The organism is Aliiroseovarius sp. YM-037 (genome assembly GCF_048060095.1).
Taxonomy (GTDB): domain Bacteria; phylum Pseudomonadota; class Alphaproteobacteria; order Rhodobacterales; family Rhodobacteraceae; genus JBLUOA01.
In genome coordinates this window covers 75272-91925 of sequence record NZ_JBLUOA010000007.1, presented here as the reverse complement: position 1 = coordinate 91925, position 16654 = coordinate 75272, and the positions used below count along the sequence as shown (strand labels likewise).

Annotated in this window: 15 protein-coding genes; 4 read left to right on the top strand and 11 right to left on the bottom strand. The window is 61.4% G+C overall.

Going from position 1 to position 16654, the window contains the following annotated elements; genetic code table 11:
* Nucleotides 1-8 precede the first annotated feature (8 nt).
* Nucleotides 9-1316 carry a TRAP transporter large permease subunit gene (locus tag ACEWPJ_RS17275; RefSeq protein WP_238372738.1) on the top strand — a complete coding sequence of 436 codons (1308 nt, stop codon included), beginning with the start codon at nucleotides 9-11 and terminating at the stop codon, nucleotides 1314-1316.
* Nucleotides 1317-1382: 66 nt separating this feature from the next.
* Nucleotides 1383-2516 (top strand): C4-dicarboxylate TRAP transporter substrate-binding protein, encoded by a 1134-nt coding sequence (locus ACEWPJ_RS17270; RefSeq protein ID WP_238372737.1) that lies wholly within the window; start codon nucleotides 1383-1385, stop codon nucleotides 2514-2516.
* A 70-nt stretch (nucleotides 2517-2586) separates the two neighbouring features.
* Here the strand turns inward: ACEWPJ_RS17270 and ACEWPJ_RS17265 are convergent, their stop codons facing one another.
* The 8 genes from ACEWPJ_RS17265 to ACEWPJ_RS17230 all read right to left on the bottom strand — a co-directional run bounded on the left by ACEWPJ_RS17265 (nucleotide 2587) and on the right by ACEWPJ_RS17230 (nucleotide 10964).
* On the bottom strand, nucleotides 2587-3732 hold the full coding sequence (locus ACEWPJ_RS17265; RefSeq protein WP_238372736.1) for a thiolase: 1146 nt from the start codon (nucleotides 3730-3732) through the stop codon (nucleotides 2587-2589).
* Nucleotides 3729-4148, bottom strand: a complete 420-nt coding sequence (locus tag ACEWPJ_RS17260; RefSeq protein WP_416514305.1) for a Zn-ribbon domain-containing OB-fold protein — start codon at nucleotides 4146-4148, stop codon at nucleotides 3729-3731. The genes ACEWPJ_RS17265 and ACEWPJ_RS17260 overlap by 4 nt, the downstream gene beginning before the upstream one ends.
* Nucleotides 4126-4902 carry an SDR family NAD(P)-dependent oxidoreductase gene (locus tag ACEWPJ_RS17255; RefSeq protein ID WP_238372734.1) on the bottom strand — a complete coding sequence of 259 codons (777 nt, stop codon included), beginning with the start codon at nucleotides 4900-4902 and terminating at the stop codon, nucleotides 4126-4128. The genes ACEWPJ_RS17260 and ACEWPJ_RS17255 overlap by 23 nt, the downstream gene beginning before the upstream one ends.
* Nucleotides 4903-4962: 60 nt before the next feature.
* Nucleotides 4963-5376, bottom strand: a complete 414-nt coding sequence (locus ACEWPJ_RS17250) for a PaaI family thioesterase (protein ID WP_238372733.1) — start codon at nucleotides 5374-5376, stop codon at nucleotides 4963-4965.
* Nucleotide 5377: 1 nt separating this feature from the next.
* Nucleotides 5378-7345 carry a TRAP transporter permease gene (locus ACEWPJ_RS17245; RefSeq protein ID WP_238372732.1) on the bottom strand — a complete coding sequence of 656 codons (1968 nt, stop codon included), beginning with the start codon at nucleotides 7343-7345 and terminating at the stop codon, nucleotides 5378-5380.
* 68 nt (nucleotides 7346-7413) lie between these two features.
* Nucleotides 7414-8559 carry a TAXI family TRAP transporter solute-binding subunit gene (locus ACEWPJ_RS17240; protein WP_238372731.1) on the bottom strand — a complete coding sequence of 382 codons (1146 nt, stop codon included), beginning with the start codon at nucleotides 8557-8559 and terminating at the stop codon, nucleotides 7414-7416.
* A gap of 49 nt (nucleotides 8560-8608) precedes the next feature.
* Entirely contained in the window at nucleotides 8609-9835 is a 1227-nt protein-coding gene (locus ACEWPJ_RS17235; RefSeq protein ID WP_238372730.1) for an acyl-CoA dehydrogenase family protein, read from the bottom strand.
* Between the two features lie 16 nt (nucleotides 9836-9851).
* Nucleotides 9852-10964, bottom strand: a complete 1113-nt coding sequence (locus ACEWPJ_RS17230) for an acyl-CoA dehydrogenase family protein (protein WP_238372729.1) — start codon at nucleotides 10962-10964, stop codon at nucleotides 9852-9854.
* Between the two features lie 320 nt (nucleotides 10965-11284).
* Here ACEWPJ_RS17230 and ACEWPJ_RS17225 point away from each other — a divergent pair, with 320 nt between their 5' ends.
* Both ACEWPJ_RS17225 and ACEWPJ_RS17220 read left to right on the top strand, forming a co-directional pair.
* Nucleotides 11285-11767 (top strand): MaoC family dehydratase, encoded by a 483-nt coding sequence (locus ACEWPJ_RS17225; protein WP_273545121.1) that lies wholly within the window; start codon nucleotides 11285-11287, stop codon nucleotides 11765-11767.
* Nucleotides 11768-11801: 34 nt separating this feature from the next.
* A complete protein-coding gene (locus ACEWPJ_RS17220) occupies nucleotides 11802-12623 on the top strand; it encodes an IclR family transcriptional regulator (protein ID WP_238372727.1) in 822 nt (273 codons plus the stop codon).
* Between the two features lie 40 nt (nucleotides 12624-12663).
* Here the strand turns inward: ACEWPJ_RS17220 and ACEWPJ_RS17215 are convergent, their stop codons facing one another.
* The 3 genes from ACEWPJ_RS17215 to ACEWPJ_RS17205 are packed head-to-tail and all read right to left on the bottom strand — an operon-like array spanning nucleotide 12664 to nucleotide 16297.
* The gene (locus ACEWPJ_RS17215) at nucleotides 12664-13812 is read right to left on the bottom strand and encodes an acyl-CoA dehydrogenase family protein (RefSeq protein ID WP_238372726.1); all 1149 of its coding nucleotides are present in this window, start codon (nucleotides 13810-13812) and stop codon (nucleotides 12664-12666) included.
* Nucleotides 13809-14867, bottom strand: coding sequence for an acyl-CoA dehydrogenase family protein (locus ACEWPJ_RS17210; RefSeq protein WP_238372725.1), 1059 nt, complete (start codon nucleotides 14865-14867; stop codon nucleotides 13809-13811). Before ACEWPJ_RS17210 ends, ACEWPJ_RS17215 begins: the two co-directional genes overlap by 4 nt.
* Nucleotides 14867-16297, bottom strand: coding sequence for an MmgE/PrpD family protein (locus ACEWPJ_RS17205; protein WP_238372724.1), 1431 nt, complete (start codon nucleotides 16295-16297; stop codon nucleotides 14867-14869). Before ACEWPJ_RS17205 ends, ACEWPJ_RS17210 begins: the two co-directional genes overlap by 1 nt.
* Nucleotides 16298-16654: the final 357 nt, after the last annotated feature.

Sequence of the window (16654 nt, the reverse complement as noted above, 5' to 3'; positions counted from 1 at the left end):
GCACGACGGTGAGCTTTTTTCAAATCGGCCTTTTCGGCATCGTCTCTGTGATCGTGCTGGTATTGTTGCGCCTCCCAATAGCGGTTGCACTGGGTATCGTGTCCTTCTTCGGGTTCTGGGCCATGTTGGGCAGCGGGGCGGCATTCGGTCTGCTGACGGCCGTGCCCTATGATTTTGCAGCGCACTGGACCCTCAGTTCGATCCCGATGTTCCTTTTGATGGGTTACGTCTGTTATCAGACCGACATCACGCGCGGGATTTTCAAGGCCGCGCGGATTTGGCTGTCGTTTCTGCCCGGCGGGCTGGCAGTGGCCAGTGTCGGAGGGGCCGCGCTGTTTTCGGCGGCGGCCGGTTCCAGCCTTGCCTGTGCTGCGGCCATGGGACGGATCGCTGTGCCGGAAATGCTCAAGCGGAAATACGATCCCGGTTTGAGCACCGCCGTCGTCGCTGCGGCCGGGACGATGGGATCGCTCATTCCACCGAGCATCCTTCTGATCATTTACGGGATCTTCGCTGAAGTCGCGATCAGCAAGCTGTTTCTTGCCGCAATCGTCCCGGGTCTGCTGACGATGCTGGGCTACGCGGCGGTGATCATCATTCGCGTGCGGATCAATCCCGAACTTGCGCCTCCGCTGGACGAACGCTCGACTTGGTCGGAGCGATTTGAAGCTTTGGGCGAAACATGGCCCTTGTTGTTGCTGGTGTTGGGCGTGTTTGGCGGGTTGTTCTCAGGATTTTTCACCCCCACCCAAGCTGGCGCGGTCGGAGCTGCGCTGTCTTTCGGGATTGCGGCTGCGCGCGGCACTCTGAACTGGAGAGTCTCAAAGATCGCGCTTCTGGACACGGCGAAAATGACTGCGGCGATCTTCATCATCGCGGTGGGCGCCAATCTGTTCTCGCGTTTCCTGGCCATCAGTGGGGTTCCCGAAGCCATGTCGGGCCTGGTGATCGACATGGGCGCCAGCTATCTGACGCTGGTCATCGGTACGGCAGTCATTTTTTGCCTGCTGGGCATGATACTCGACCCTTTGGGAATCCTGCTGCTGACGCTGCCCATTCTTCTCCCGATCTACGAAGCAAATCATATCAGCCTGATCTGGCTTGGCGTGCTCGCAACCAAGCTCGTCGAGATGGCTTTGATAACCCCGCCGGTCGGGCTGAACGTCTTTGTCATCAAGGGCATCGTCGGAGATTCTATCCCGATCTCACTGATCTTCAAGGGTGTCTTGTGGTTTCTGGCTGCGGATGTGGCGGTCCTGATCATCATGGTCGCCTTTCCCGACCTGATCATGTTCCTGCCGGAACTCGGCAACTGATTCGGCCATCCCGGCCGTGACGAACCCCGCGCAACAGCGGGACTTTGAGAAAGAGGAGGAGACAACATGAAACGTACCAATGCGCTGGCCGCGCTGGCGGCAACAGCCGTCCTTGTGGCGACACCGGCCCTGGCCGAGAAGCGGGTGACTATATCCAACTGGACCTCGCCCAATCACGCGACATCGCGTGGCCATGCCGCCTATGCCGAAATGACCGAGGCAGAATTTCCAGATGCCTTCGACTTCAAGCTGTTTACTGGCGGTGCCTTGCTTGGCCCCAAGCCGACTTTGTCCGGCCTGCGCGACGGGGTTGCCGATGTCGGCCTACTGGCTTTGACGTATTTCCGCTCGGAAATGCCCTACGCGCAGCTGGTTGCCGATCTCGCGCTTCTCGGTGAAGACCACTATGCGATGGCCGGCGCGACCAGCGAATTCGTGATGCTGCACTGTCAGCCCTGCAAGGAGGAGTTCGCCAAGAACGGCATGGTGGCGCTTAGCGGGATCAGCACGGCACCCTATGTACTGCTGACCACCAAGCCGATCATCGACATCGCAGACATGCAGGGCGTCAAGCTGCGCACCGGCGGGTCGGTCTGGGACCGCTGGGCGGTGCGTCTGGGGGCAGAGCCTGTGAACGTGCCGTCGAGCGAGATGTACGACACGATGAGCCACGGTGTCGTGACCGCCGCAGTGCAGCCGATCGGTGCGCTCAAGGGGCACAGCCTGATCGAGGTTGCCAAGCACCTGACGGAACTGCCGCTGGGCACCTATCATTCCGGTTCGATCTTTGCCGTCGGCCCGAAGTTCTGGGCCTCGCTTTCGCCGGAGCAACGCGAGCAATTCGCCAAGAAAATCCCCGAAGCCGTGGCGCAGACCGAGGTGTATTACGAAACCGACGATCTGGACGTGCTGAAAGAGGCCAGTGACCTTGGTCTGGAGGTGCACGAACCCTCGCCTGAGTTTCTTCAGGATCTCATCGATTTCCGCACCGCGGATCTTGAAGAGATCGCCCGCATCTCGCGCGAGGAACGCGGCATCGAAGATCCGGACCCGCTGATCGCGACCTATCGCGAACTGATCGAGAAATGGCACGGTCTGACGGGTCCGCTGCAACCGATCCGCGACAACCCGCAGCCCTATGCCGACCTTCTGCGTCAGGAAATCTATTCCAAGATCGACCTGGCAACCTATCCGAACTGAGCTGCCTCAGGCAGAAACGCAAAGCGGCCCTCCTTGCAGAGGGCCGCTTCTGTCTTGCCCGATGGCCTGGTCAGAGCGTGGCGTCGGTGCCCAAGATATTCGTAACCTGGCTGGACAGGACACCGCCGTTGCCGTGGGCCAGGGCCAGTTCGGCGCTGTCGATTTGGCGGTCGCCAGCGTCACCGCGCAACTGCCGCACCGCCTCGATCAGCGTGAAGATGCCGTACATCCCGGGATGCACGCAAGACAGGCCGCCACCATTGGTATTGACTGGCAGGTGGCCGCCAGGCGCGATGCCGCCGTTCGCCACAAACGCACCGCCTTCGCCTTTCTTGCAAAAGCCCAGATCCTCGAGAAACAAGATCACGTTGATGGTAAACGCGTCGTAGAGCTGCACAACGTCGATGTCTGCGGGCTTGACGCCCGCCATCTCCATCGCCGTTTGACCCGACTGGACGGCGCCTGTCTCGGTCAGGTCGGCCATTTCGGAAATGTCTCGGTGAGTCGTGCCCTCGCCACCGCCCAGCAGATACACAGGCGGCCTGGGGTGATCCTTGGCAGCCTCAGAGCGCCGCATCACGATGGCGCCGCCGCCATCGGTGACCAGGCAACAGTCGCGCACCCGCAGCGGGTCTGAAACCAGCCGCGACGCAATGACATCTTCGCGCGTCAGCGGATCGCGCAGGAAGGCTTCGGGGTTCTTTTGGGCCCAAGCGCGTGCGGCAACGGCCACGTCGGCCAACTGTTCGCGCGTGGTGCCGAATTGCGTCATGTGGCGGTCCGCGGCAAGCGCATAGGAAGACAGCGGGAACAACGGCCGGTAGGGCGCCTCATAGGTCGGCAGGCCAAGCGCGGTCATCAGCTTGCCCGAGGCGGTGCGCTGGTTCGATCCGTAGCAGATCAGCACGGTATCCGCGAGCCGCAACTCGAGCAGCATCGCGGCCCAAAGCGTATGCGACAGGAACGACGAGCCGCCCATGCGGTTATTCATGGTGAACTTGGGAGACAAGCCCAGTTCCTGCGCCAGCGTCAGCCCCGACAGCATGTCCAGCGGCTGGCAGGTGGCGATGGCGTCAACCTCGCCAAGCGCAATGCCCGCGTCGGCCAGAGCGCCATGCACCGCTTCGATTGTAATCTCCATCGCGCCTTTGCCATGGGCCTCGCCGCAGCCCGCAAGCGCGGTACCGACGATGGCGGCTTTTCCCCGCAGACTCATTGCGCACCTCCTTCCGGCTCGAAAACCACGGCGGGTTTTCCCTCCGCGCCTTCGCCGACCGAAGCGGTGACCTTCAGACCGGTAACAATCCGGTCATGCTCGATGCCGTCGATCCGCGACATCATGCGCACGCCCTCCTCCAGATCCACCAGAACCACATTGTAGTCGCCGCCTCTTTCCGGCTTGCGGCGGACGACTGTACGCGCATAGACAGTGCCCCTGCCGGTGGGCGCGACCCATCCCAGGTCTGCGCCTCCGCAAGCCGGACAAATCACGCGCGGATGAAAGACATGGGTGCCGCAGCCGCCGCATTTCTGAATTTCAAAGGTGCCCTCGGCCAGTTTCGCGGCGAAGACAGCATCCGGCCCAGGGCCTTTTTCTATACCTGTCATCTCAGAACCCGATGTGGAAGCCACCGTTCACGCTCAGGTGCTGGCCGGTGATATAGGATGCCGCGTTGGACAACAGGAAACAGACGGGCTGTGCGACTTCTTCGGGGGTGCTCATCCGGCCCATCGGGATCTGCGCCATGTACTTGTCGACAAACTTGTCGGAGCGGATGGTCTCGGTCATCGGTGTCTCGACCATTCCGAAACAGACCGAATTGACGTTGATGCGGTAACGGCCCCATTCGCGCGCGGCACTCATGGTCAGGCCCAGAACCCCGGATTTTGCCGCCCCGTAATTGATCTGGCCGATGGTGCCGCGACGCCCGGCATCGGACGAGATATTCACGATGGCGCGGCGCGCAGCGCTCTCCGGATCTTTTTCGGTCTGATCCTTGTAATAGGTGCCAACAGCCTGAAGACAGGCGAAGACACCGGTGAGGTTCACGTCGATGACCTGCTGCCACGTGGCCCGGTCCATCTTGTGGATCATCGCCGCGCGCACGATGCCGGCATTGTTCACGAGCCCATTGATATCGCCGAATTCGTCGAGCGCAAATTTCACCAGCTTCCCGGGAAAGTCAGGGGCGGCCACATTCCCTACGATGGCACGGGCATTGCCACCGATCTGTTCGGCGGTTTCCTTGACGCCGTCTTCGTTCAGGTCGTTCACCACGACCTTGGCGCCTAGCTCTGCCGCCAGCGCCGCGACGCCGCGGCCGATACCTTGTCCGGCGCCTGTGACGATAACCACTTGATTGTCCAATGCCATCGGGTTGATCATTTCTGTCTCCTATTGTCCTTCGTTTGTTTGGTCTCGTTCACTGTCGGTTCACTCAGGTGTTTACGACGGTGGTGCGAGCCGCTTGATCACGGCATCGCCATGGGCCAGACGGTGCCCGTCTTGATTGAAGATCTCGCCCTGTACAAAGACCAGTTTGCGCCCGCCGCCCACAAGGCGCGCGCGCGCCGTCAGCGTGTCATCTTCGGCTGCCGGGCCGACAAAACTGGTTGTGAGCGAAAGCGTAAGGCAGCGATGACCCGGGCGGCCCTCCCCCGCGTAGGCCGCGCAAAAGGTGACTGCGTTGTCCAACATTGTCGCGAAGACACCGCCATGTACGGCGAAAGCGCCGTTCAGATGGTCGCGGCCGATAGGCAATTCCAGTTCGGCCTTGCCATCGGACCACGAGACAAAGCGCACACCTAGCAATGCGTTGAACGGGGCGGGGATGTCTGGTCTGCCGTCCTGCGCGCTCATCTTACGCTGTCTCTTGCTTGGTCGAGAACATCACCAGAGCGACTGCCAGTGCCGCCAGCCCGATACCTGTTCCTACCGCACCGAGGATCGGAACGGCTAGGTCCGGATGCGATGGAAAGGCGAAGGCCAGTCCGGCAATACCGAGCAGGATCCGCGCAATTGCTCCAATCGGGTCGGATTCGATCCGCCCGACGCCCAGCAAGTAACCCTGAATACCGGCGCAGATCAACAGAATGCCGACACCGGCGCGCAGAACCGTGAGCAGGCTTTCGAGCGGACCGGCTTGCAGGGTGAACGCGGGGTCAAGGACGAAGAAGAAGGGAATAATGTAGATGATGGTGCCAAGTTTCATCGCTTCGAAGGCTGCCGCGAAGGGTTTGGCCTGGGCAATGGCCGCCGCGGCGAAAGCCGCCAAAGCAACCGGGGGTGTGATATAACTCAACATACTCCAGTAAAGGATGAACAAATGGACGCCGATCGGATCGAGCCCGCCGGCGATCAGGGCAGGTGCCAGCGACACTGCGAGGATCACATAGGCGGCGGTCACGGTCATGCCCATTCCAAGAATGAAACTGGTCAAGGCCCCCAGAAGCAGCAACAAAAAGGTGTTGCCGCCCGCGATGAACAGCAGATCGTTGGAGATAGTCCCGGACATCCCGGTCACCGCAAGCCCGCCGACGATCAGTCCGACCGCCGCCAAGATGGCCACCAGTTCGACGAACAGCCGTCCCGTGGCGATCAGGAAGTTCATCAGCTCCTTCCGCCCCCAGCGTGATTTTGACAGCAGCTGGTTCAGGACAAGAAGCAACGCGGTGGCATAGAACGGGGCGATGGCCTCACGCTTGAGGTAGAGCAGCATCCAGATCAGCAGCCCGAAGACGGCGAGAAAGTACCAGCCTTCGCGCAGCACTTTGCCGATTCTGGGAAGGTCGGCGCGCGGAACGCCTTTCAGCCCGTTGCGCGCCGAGTACGCGTCGATTTGTGCGAACAGGCCGAAGAAGTAGAACAGCGATGGCAGAACCGCCGCCATCACGATGTTGGTGTAGTCTGTCGCCAGAAAAGTCGCCATGACAAAGGCGGTGGCGCCCATGATAGGGGGCATCAGTACCGCCCCCGTCGATGCCGCCGCTTCGATCCCTGCTGCATAGCCGGGCCTGAAGCCCACTTTTTTCATAGCAGGAATTGTGATCGACCCGGTCGTCAGCACATTGGTGATCACGCTGCCGCTCATCGAACCAGTTAGCCCGCTGGTCAGAACACCCACCTTGGCCGGCCCGCCACGGACATGCCCGAGCGCGGCAAAGGCGATGTCGATAAAGAACGGACCCGCGCCGGTATGTTGCATCGCGACCCCGAAGATCATGAATCCCACGACAAGATTGACAAAGCTGCGCATCGGTATGCCCAGCACGCTTTCGCCGCTCATCGCGTGGAAAATCGCCGTCTCGACGGGCGAGCGCTGGAAGCCCTGGATCGGGCCGGGCGCATAGTTTGCGATCATGGGGTAGATGGAAAACGAGAGGATGACCGCGAAGAGCATCCAGCCGCCGGTGCGCCGCGCCGCGACAAGCAGCAGGAACCAGAAGGCGAAGCTGGCGATTACGGCATGAAGGGGCGCGGCGAAATCCCACCCTTTGTTCACCACGCTGCGCCCGTAGTAGGCAAAGAAAGCGCAGGTGATCAGAGCCAGCAGCGCCAGAAAGTAATCCCACCACCGCGTCGATCCGTAGGGGTCTGACTTTGAGCAAGGGAAGACAAGGAACACCAACGGCAGCGTCAGCAAGAGCATCACGTACAGGTAGTGAATCTCAAGCAACCGGATGTTTATGAAGAACCCCAGATTGAAGAGATGGTTGACCGAGGCCGCGGTCAAAAGAACCGCTGAGGCGACGAGCAACCAGCGCACAAATGCGGGCAGGGTGCCCATGCCGGCCGGTTGCGCCGGCGCGTCCTGTGTTACTTGTGACATGCCCGTATTCCTGTTGTGTGCTGCGTTGCTTATTGCGCGGCGCCCGCTGGACGCCGCGCTGCGTCGCATCAGCGGAAAAAGACCTCGTGGCCGGCCTCTTCCAGTGCCTGAGCGCGGGCTTTCATCCATGCAGCGGCAAATTCTTCTTCACCGTCAGGTGCGTCGGCGACAAATCCGCTCCAAGCCTGGGCGAGGACGTCTTGCCGATTCACCAGTTTGTCCTGATTTGCCTGGGCCTCTGGTGTCCAAAGACCCTTTTCCTTGAAGTAGGCCACGCTGCCATCGCTCCATGGCATCACCCAGGAAAGGATCTGGCGGTTAATCGCATATGCATTGGCACCGGGGGCGGCATCCTTGTAGTCGTCGAACCCCTCGTCAAGCGCGGCGACGATGTTGCGAACTTCGGTGCTATCCTGATCGGTTTCAGTGACAAGGATCGGATAGGGGTACAGCGCCATAGGTCGTGGAGAGGCAGGGTCGATGGTTGGCCCCACCGACACCATGTGCGGTGTTACAAAGGGCGTCACGCTGGTGTAGCGTTCCCATGCTTCCCTTTGGTCCGCAGGTGTTTCAAGCCATTTGAGGCCGCGCGGGCTCGATTCGATCTGGTAGTTCACAGTGGTCGTCGTCAGAGCAAACGCCGCATCCACACGGTTTTCGAGAATGCCCTTGAGAGAGTTCACATAGCCCGAAAACTCCACAGTCTCTACGTCGTCCCATGTCAGGTCCGCAAAGGCCAGCAGACCCTCCATGTTGTTGTCAATCGCGGGAGAGCTGACGGCGCGAGCGACCCGTTTCCCCTTGAGATCTGCAATCGTGTCGATGCCCGCATCGGCGGCGACAGCAACACCCAGTCCGTAGTCGCCAACGGCCTGAAGAACTGCCCGGATCGGCTGCGGCCCCCATTCAGGCGCAGCAAAAAGGAAAACCCCTTCGGCCGCGAAATAGGAGGCGATACCGCACAGGCAGTAATCGACCGTCCCGTTCTTGAGAGGCGTCATTCGCGAGACATCGTTCCGTCCCGGAAGCACGCGGACCGTCGATCCGTATTTGCTGCGCATCATGTTGCCGATGGCAATGGAATGGGCATGACCGGCCGATCCCGTGTCATAGGCCGACCACGCGATCACGTCAGGCAGATCGATGTCTTGTGCGCCCGTCGAGGTCGCAATTGCCAGACATGCGGCAGCGATACCAGTTATCTTGAACTTCATGGTTTTCTCCTCCTTATTGGTCGTTGGTCCCGGACGTCTCCCTGTCAGATCAAAGCTCTGAAAACGCGACATCCTTGTCGATGCGTATTTCGGGCGGCAGTCCGAGAATACGTTCGCCGATGATCGTGCGCTGGATCTCGTCCGATCCTCCGGCAATCCGGTTGCCCGGCGCGGTCAGGTATTCGTTTCGCCAGCGCGCCACGTCATCTCCAGATTTGGCCGATATACCGGCCGCAGTTCCGGCCAGTTCCATCCCGAAAGCGCCCATTTCCTGCCGCAGCTTGCCCAGCAGCAGTTTTCCGATCGAGCCCTCTTCACCCGGCGCATCGCCGCGCGACAGCGATGTCATGACCCGGTAGGAGGTGAATTCCAGCCCGCGTTGCCGTGCGATAAAATCGGCAATGCGTGCGCGCACTTCGCCGTCCTCGAAGGCCGGGCGGCCGTTCCGTTCGACACGGGTGGCCAGATCGATCAATTCCTCGGCCCGTGCGCCGCCACTGGCCCGGCCGACGGAAATGCTGAACCGTTCATTCATGAGTGTGGTCAGCGCTACCTTCCACCCTTCGGATTCGCCGCCCAGGCGGGCGCTGTCCGGCACGCGCAGGTCGTCGATAAACACTTCGTTGAAGCTGGAGCTGCCAGAAATCTGGCGAATGGGACGGGTTTCGATGGCCGGGTCGGACATGTGCACAAGGAACATGGTCATTCCCTTGTGCTTGGGCACCTGTGGATCTGTGCGCGCCAACAGGATGCCGTGGGTGGAATAATGTGCCCCCGAGGTCCACACCTTCTGACCGGAAATCACCCATTCGTCGCCTTCGCGGCGCGCACGGGTGCGGATACCGGCCAAATCGGACCCGGCTGCGGGTTCGGAAAACAGCTGGCACCAGATGTCTTCGCCCGTGAGGGCACGGGGCAGGAATGTGGTTTTCTGGTCATCGGTGCCGTGAATCATGACCGTAGGCCCGACCAGCCCAATCCCGATCAGAAAGACGTTGGGCGGTACGGCATAGCGTCCTTCCTCCTGATTCCAGATCACCTGCTCGATCGGGGTGGCGTCACGACCGCCGAACGCGCGGGGCCATGTCAGCCCCGCCCAGCCAGCATCGGCCTTTCGCGACTGCCAGTCGCGCGCACGGGCAACTTCGTCGGCGTCGCGCGCCATGAAATGATCCTGTGCCTTTTCGCTGCCATCGCGGCGAGTCGCGTTGGCATCCAGCCAGTCGCTCGCTTTGGCGCGGAATGCGGCTTCTTCTGGGCTATCGCTGAAATCCATTCGTTCAATGTCCTTGTCAGTTAGCGGCCGCTGGTCCGTTCGCCAGATCGCAAAGCAACCGTTCGCGCCAAAGATCGGCGGGGCCGAGTTCGGCCTTCAATTGCCAGCCGCGCCGCAGAAACAAGTGCGGGTCGGCGGCCCAGGTGAATCCGATCCCACCGTGAAGTTGCACCGATTCCTCGGTGGTGAATTGCACTGCATCGAGTGCGGAGAGGCGCGCCACCGCCGCGGCTTCGGCCAGTCGGTTATCCCCGCTCGCCAGCGCCCACGCACCGAAAAAGGCATTGGACCGTGCCAGTTCGATCTTGGCGAACATGTCCGCGAGCCGGTGTTTGACCGCCTGAAAACTGCCGATCTGGCGTCCGAATGCCTGCCGCTCACAGGCATAGTCTCTGGTCAGGGAAAGCGCGCGTTCGGCCAGACCGATCTGTTCGAAGGCAGCCAGCACTGCGGCGCCGTCCAGAAGGGTCCGGATCGCCGCGGGATCGGAACCGGGAAGCAATTCAACCGGCGCACCGTGAAAGACGATTTCGGCTGCCGGACGCGTCCGGTCGATCGCATCATGCGGATTGATCGACACTGAAGGATCGGAAAGATCCGCCAGGTAAAGGCGCACGGTGCCGCCTTCGTCCAGCGCAGCGACCAATGCAAATGACGCATCGGCTGCAAACAAAACCGGTGATTTGCGTCCAGAAAGGCGATCCTGCACCACTTTTGCCGAGACCCTTTCCGGTGCAGACCCTCCATCCTCGGCAAGCGCGGTGGCGACGATCAGGCGGCCTTCGGCGATGCCCGGCAACAGCTTTTCTTTTTGACTTTGCGTGCCCAAGTCCTGAATCGCCGGGGTCGCCAGGCCAAGAACCGGGGCAAAGGGTACGGCGGCCAGGCTGCGGCCAATCTCTTCGGCGACAATGGCCAGCTCGACCGCCCCCATCGCCGAACCCCCGTAGTCTTCGGCAATCGCAAGACCCAGCCATCCGCCGCCCGCCAAGGCGGCCCATGTTGCGGAATCGAACCCTTCGGCAGTCTCAAGACAGTCATGCACCACCGCGAGAGTGGCGTGATCGCTCAGCATTCGTGCCAGCGTGTCGCGTATGGCATCCTGTTCGTCGGAAAAACCGAAATTCATGCTGGTCCCCTTCGGATCATGGCATTGGGTGCCCACTCACGAAAGGGTAGTTCAGCGTTCGGTATGTCCCAAACGCTATCCGGCACCAGCCGCGCGAAACCACATATGTGCTGTGGTGCCGAAAAAGCGGTCCTTGGAGCGAAGGATGTGATTCATCAAGAATGTGCTCAATCGGCGTGAAAGCCGTAAAAAACGAGGCGGTCGATTGATTGCTGCCGAGCTTGCCGCCTAACCTTGAGAAACCGGGGCGTGTTCCGGGCGCAGGACAGGTGTGGCCGAACCCTCTCAGAAAATCGAACTGATCAAGGGAATTGTGCGGAATGGAAACTGTAGGACTCGGATTTTGCCACGAAGATTTACCGGTCGGGCGCAGGTTTCGGACCATTGGTCGCACCGTGACCGAAACCGACATCACGAATTTTGTCAGCGTCACCGGCATGCTTGAGGTCTTGTTCATCAATCGTGACTTCCGGGAGAAGGAATCCAATATTCCCGGTTTCGCCGCGCCCGGTGCGCTGGTCTATACTTTCATGGAAGGGCTCTTGACCCAATCCACAATGCAACATACGGGCTTTGCCTTTCTGGACATGGAACTTAAGGTCATGGGACCCACGTTCGCGGGGGACACCATCCATTGTGAAGTCGAGGTAATCGAATCGCGCCGGTCGAAGAGCCGGCCGAACCGAGGACTGGTGCGGACGCGAAACAAGGTGTTCAAGCAAACTGGAGAACAGGTATTGGAGTATACGCCGTTGCGGATGATCAAGGCACGCACGACGGATACTGAGCCGGGAAAGGCATAGGCCTGTTCCGGATAGCGGCACTGGAGACACGATTATGAAAACCGCGCGATCTGACCGAGCTGAAGCCGCCGGAGACACATCAGGCGCGCCCCGGTCTCTGACACGTATCCTCGCGCTTTTCGACCTGTTGGCGTACAGCAAACGGCACATGTCTCTTTCGGAGCTCAGCAACGCGATTGGTTGCCCCAAAAGCAGTTTGCTGGTGCTTCTTCGCCCTCTCACCGAGAAGGGGTACCTGATGCGCGAGAAAGACAATTACTTTCTGGGCCCGAGAATTTTTCAGTTCGCCCAGTCGATCCTGACCAACCACCCGTTCGAATCGGTCCTGCGCGGGGTTATGAACGATGTAGTCAACCAGACCGGAGAAACCATCCTGTTTGCTGTCCGGGACGGCGAAAATGTCGTTTACTCGTCGGTCATCGAAAGCCCCCAGCCTGTACGGTACGTGGCCCAGCAGGGGATCAACCGGCCATTGTATTGTTCGGCATCAGGGCTGGTCATGTTGGCCTTTGACACGCCGCAGGAACAGGACGCCTACTTTCAGTGCACCGAATTGAAGTCTCTCACACCCAATTCCATCACCGACGAAAATGAACTGCGCGGGATAATTTCCGAGATTCGCAGATCCGGTTATGCCAGCACGGTCGGTACGGCGCATGTTGATGCTGCGGGTTTCGGGGTTCCCGTCTTTCGCGCGGACGGAAATCTGGCAGGGGCTTTGGTCATTGGTGCCCCTGTGGAACGCGCCAAACGAAACAGAAAACAGTATGTGGCGGCAGCCAAGACTGCAGCGGATCGGCTTTCCAGAGCACTTGGCCATCGTTCCGGGGTTGTTGACGAAACCGCCCTGCACTAGTTGCTTGCAGAGCGCCCCTGTTGTGTCAGCACGGTCGGTCTCACCTCAGCCCCAGGCCCCGCGCGATGATGCCGCGAAGAATTTCGCGGGTGCCCCCGCGAAGTGAAAACGAGGGCACCGCAAGTTCGGTATACGCCAGAACTGCCGCATAACTGTCGCGCCCGCCAGGCACTGCCGGGCGCGTGACAAGACTGCGGGCCAGTCGCGGAATGTCCTGTTCAAAGAGCGCACCAAGGTCCTTGACGATGGCGGCCTGAAGTGACGGGTTCTTTCCTTCGTTCAGCATTCCGGCCACAGAACGCGACATCTGACGCAGCACCATCAGATGCGCGGACAGACGGCCGATCTCGGCCTGCTGCGCTTCGGTTGCGTCTTCACGCAGCAATCGGATCAGTTCCTCGATCAGGGCAAAGGACGACAGGAACCGCTCGGGGCCGCTGCGCTCGAAGGCCAGTTCACTCATGACCTGCGACCAGCCTTCGCCCTTCTCGCCCAGCAGCGCATCGGACGGCAGAAAGGTATTGTCGAACACCACCTGGTTGAAATGATGCTCGCCACCCAGGTCGATGATCGGGCTGATCGAGATGTGGTCGGTGGCCTTGAGATCGACGAGAAACTGGCTCATCCCGCCGTGGCGATCGTCGCTCTTGCCGGTGCGGCAGAACAGGATCATGTAGTCGGCGACATGCGCATAGGTCGTCCAGACCTTGGTGCCGTTGATCCGGAACCCCCCGTCAACCTCGGTGGCAACCGTGCGCGTGGCCGCAAGGTCCGAGCCGGAATCCGGTTCGCTCATCCCGATGCAGAAACAAAGCTCGCCCGCGGCGATCCGTGGTACGATCCGGCGTTTCTGTTCATCGGTGCCCTTGGCCAGTATGAGCGGGCCGCTCTGTCGATCTGCGATCCAGTGTGAAATCACCGGCGCACCGGCGGCCAGCAGCTCTTCGGACACGACATAGCGCTCCAGTGCACTGCGCGCGTGGCCGCCGAATTCCTTGGGAAAGGTCATGCCGACCCAGCCGCGCCGTGCCAGCTTTCGTGAAAAGTCGCGGCTGAACCCATTCCACGACTCCGCGCGTTTTTCGGGCGGGAAATCGGCCAGTTCCTCGGCCAGGAACGCGCGGACCTCTTGCCGGAGGTCGTCATAGTCGGTGCAGGACGGGGGGGGCGGAAACGCTGTGAGGCTCATGCTGGCGCTCCTTGTACAGCGCTGTCGGTGATGAAATGCCAGAAGGTGTCGTGCGGGCTCGACAGGGCGGCCCGCCCCAATTCCCCGGTCCAGTCAAGCTCGGTGCCGAACTCGTCACGCCAGCCCCAGATCCGCTTGGTGAAATGGTGAAGCGAATGTTCCTGGGTGTAACCGAGTGCCCCATGGATCTGATGGGCCAATGCCCCGACTTTCTCCACCGCTTCCCCGGCGCGGGCCTTGGCAGCGGCAACGGTCAGTGCAAAGGCTGGTGTATCATAGCTGCTTGCGGCCATCTCGGCGGCAGTGCGCGAGGCAGCGGTTTCTCCGGCCATGGTCGCAAGATAGTGCTGGATCGTCTGAAACTTGCCGATGGGCCGCCCGAACTGCACCCGGTCGTTGGCGTACTGAACGCTCATCTCCAGAATGGTCTCCATCGCGCCGGCGATGGCCAGACTGCGGATCAGTGCGCCGAGCGCGCGCATCCCCTCAACAGGCCGCGATACGACGCCGACATCGGCCTCTGTCAGCGCAAGATCGACCTCGGCATCGTCGCGTGGCATCCCGGCAAGATCCTGCGCCGGGTCCAGGGCCAGTTCCTTCACCGGCAAGGACAGGACGTGATCGGCGCCGTCCAGGACGGCGTTGGTCACGATCCGGTTCGCCCAGCGGGCAAAGGGCACCAGTGCCAGATGCCCGCTCGCGTGGATCTTCTCGCCGCGCCGTTCCAGCCGCAGCGCCTCGCCCTCGGCAATGGTCAGCCTGCCGCCGGGAAGGGCCAGATTCGCGCCCGCCAGTACCGCGTTGGCGATCAGGGTTTCTGCCAGCGGCAGGGGCAGGCCATGCGCCCCGGCGATGCGCACGAGCCCAAGCGCCTCGCCGGGGAGCACGCCGAACCCGCCTGCGGCCTCGGGCACCAGCGCCATGGCTAGTCCAGCTTCCTCGATCCGCATCCAGAGAGCCTCGGGGAATTGCCCGGAGGCGGCGTCTTCGCGCAGGCGGTGGGTGACATGGTCGCGGAACAGACGTTCGGCCATGTCATGGATCATCGAGTCCATCAGACGGTCCTTTCAGACGGTGCTTGATTGGCAGCGGACGTGCCATGCTCTGGTCTGTCCTGCCGCGTATAGGCTGCTTGTCCGTCGGGGGCCGTCGGCTCTTGCAACCCTGGAAGATGCAGCCGCGTGCGCAGATCCCGGCGGAACGCCCTGGCAGCGGGCGGCACGCCCCCGTCCCTGCGATATTTCCCGAGACAATCGGCAATCTTGTCCCCGATCGCTGCAGGCGTCGCCGGATCCGAGGGCGAACCGGGGTGCGCCGCGACCGAGGTTTCGGCCAGGGTTACGTTCCCTTTGCGCAGTCGGACATGGACCGCGCCACGGTCCACGCCGACGTGATCCCGCCCCGCTTCCGGTGTGGTTTGGATACTGACCATGTCCATAAGCCGGCGAACCGCGGGGCGATGGGGGCTGTCCCCCTCGAAATCCACCAGCCCGACCTGGCCCTGATGCAGGGCCACGGCGAGCGTATAGGCGGCGCAGAACTTGGCTTGCATTCCATCCTTGGGGTCGGTGACATGCAACGGGACCATGACGTTTTCAGGCACCGTCATTTCGATCACTGATCCTTCCGGCACCGCGTTGCCGCCGCGTTCGGCGTAAAGATGCCGCCCTGCGGCGATCATCCTGTGGGTGAGGTAGCAGCAGGGATACAGCTTGCGGGACACCGTGCCCAGATCGATCCGAGGTTCCACCTCTGCGGGGTCGGCCGCAAGCCCGTCCGCGCCAGCATAGAGATCGAAGAAGCCGCGCGCTGCGAATATATCGGGGGCTCCTGTGATTTCGGCCTCGGCCATCCGGGCAGCGCGCAGTCCGACAAGGGCGGCGTTTCCGGCTTGGATCGGTTTCGCCATGGCGCCGAAATTGATCTGCATCCCCCCGGCCAGCGACGCAGCCAGGGACAGGGCGTTGCTGACCGCATCGTCGTCGAGCCCAAGCTGATGCGCGACCGCTGCCGCCGATGCCAGAACCCCGATGGTCGATGTTGCGTGCCAGCCCTTGTTGTAGTGACCGAAACCCAGGATTTGACCGAGCGCGACATTGACTGCTGTTCCGACCGCAAGCGCGGGGGCGATGCGGCTGGCCGACTCCGGCCGTGCATCCGCGACGGCCAGCAGCGCCGGTACGATTACAACACTGGGATGGGTGACGCTGACCGTGTGGACATCGTCGAAATCGAGCGCATGACCGGCGACCGCGTTGAGGAACGCGGCCTGTTCGGGGCTGCCGCCTTCGGCGGCTCCCGCTGGGACTGTCGGCCCGCCCTCGTCGAGCGCGGCCAGTCGGCGAACCACCGGTTCATGCCACCCACCATAGATGACGGCCATGGTATCCTCAACGCAAAGCGCGGCCTGCTGGGCGTCGGCATCGCTGAGCCGGTGCGGCGTGGCGACGAACCGCGTCAAACGGGTGGTGAAATCGCTGATCATCCTTTTCCTTCTCTGACACTGTACACTGCCTCATCAAGCAGGACGATATCAACTCTCGGCCCCTCTCTGTCGCACATATGTGTTGGAGCAGATACTCGCGTTGTGATCTTTGCGGCCATTGGGCATTCTGGGTGTTCATCCTTCCCCCATATCCATGCCGGATCGGGCGTAGGCCGTGACCGACAAAGCTTCGGAAAGAAGAACAAACGTGGCTGAGGGTATCGGCGTGAAAAGTCGGGAAGACAAGCACGCAAGTGCGAAGAGACATTTCGAGGCGTCGTTGTCTTATTGTTCGCCTGCCGATGTATCCTCGGAGACCCGGAAACACGGGGGTCGGTTCTGCCGGAAATCCGGGCT

Bases quoted from the DNA above. Each gene is read 5' to 3' on its own strand.
- ACEWPJ_RS17205 (WP_238372724.1), bottom strand. From the start codon at position 16,297: ATGATCAGCGATTTCACCACCCGTTTGACGCGGTTCGTCGCCACGCCG.
- ACEWPJ_RS17215 (WP_238372726.1), bottom strand. From the start codon at position 13,812: ATGAGCCTCACAGCGTTTCCGCCCCCCCCGTCCTGCACCGACTATGAC.
- ACEWPJ_RS17210 (WP_238372725.1), bottom strand. From the start codon at position 14,867: ATGGACTCGATGATCCATGACATGGCCGAACGTCTGTTCCGCGACCAT.
- ACEWPJ_RS17240 (WP_238372731.1), bottom strand. From the start codon at position 8,559: ATGAAGTTCAAGATAACTGGTATCGCTGCCGCATGTCTGGCAATTGCG.
- ACEWPJ_RS17250 (WP_238372733.1), bottom strand. From the start codon at position 5,376: ATGAGCGCGCAGGACGGCAGACCAGACATCCCCGCCCCGTTCAACGCA.
- ACEWPJ_RS17255 (WP_238372734.1), bottom strand. From the start codon at position 4,902: ATGATCAACCCGATGGCATTGGACAATCAAGTGGTTATCGTCACAGGC.
- ACEWPJ_RS17220 (WP_238372727.1), top strand. From the start codon at position 11,802: ATGAAAACCGCGCGATCTGACCGAGCTGAAGCCGCCGGAGACACATCA.
- ACEWPJ_RS17270 (WP_238372737.1), top strand. From the start codon at position 1,383: ATGAAACGTACCAATGCGCTGGCCGCGCTGGCGGCAACAGCCGTCCTT.
- ACEWPJ_RS17235 (WP_238372730.1), bottom strand. From the start codon at position 9,835: ATGGATTTCAGCGATAGCCCAGAAGAAGCCGCATTCCGCGCCAAAGCG.
- ACEWPJ_RS17245 (WP_238372732.1), bottom strand. From the start codon at position 7,345: ATGTCACAAGTAACACAGGACGCGCCGGCGCAACCGGCCGGCATGGGC.
- ACEWPJ_RS17265 (WP_238372736.1), bottom strand. From the start codon at position 3,732: ATGAGTCTGCGGGGAAAAGCCGCCATCGTCGGTACCGCGCTTGCGGGC.
- ACEWPJ_RS17230 (WP_238372729.1), bottom strand. From the start codon at position 10,964: ATGAATTTCGGTTTTTCCGACGAACAGGATGCCATACGCGACACGCTG.
- ACEWPJ_RS17225 (WP_273545121.1), top strand. From the start codon at position 11,285: ATGGAAACTGTAGGACTCGGATTTTGCCACGAAGATTTACCGGTCGGG.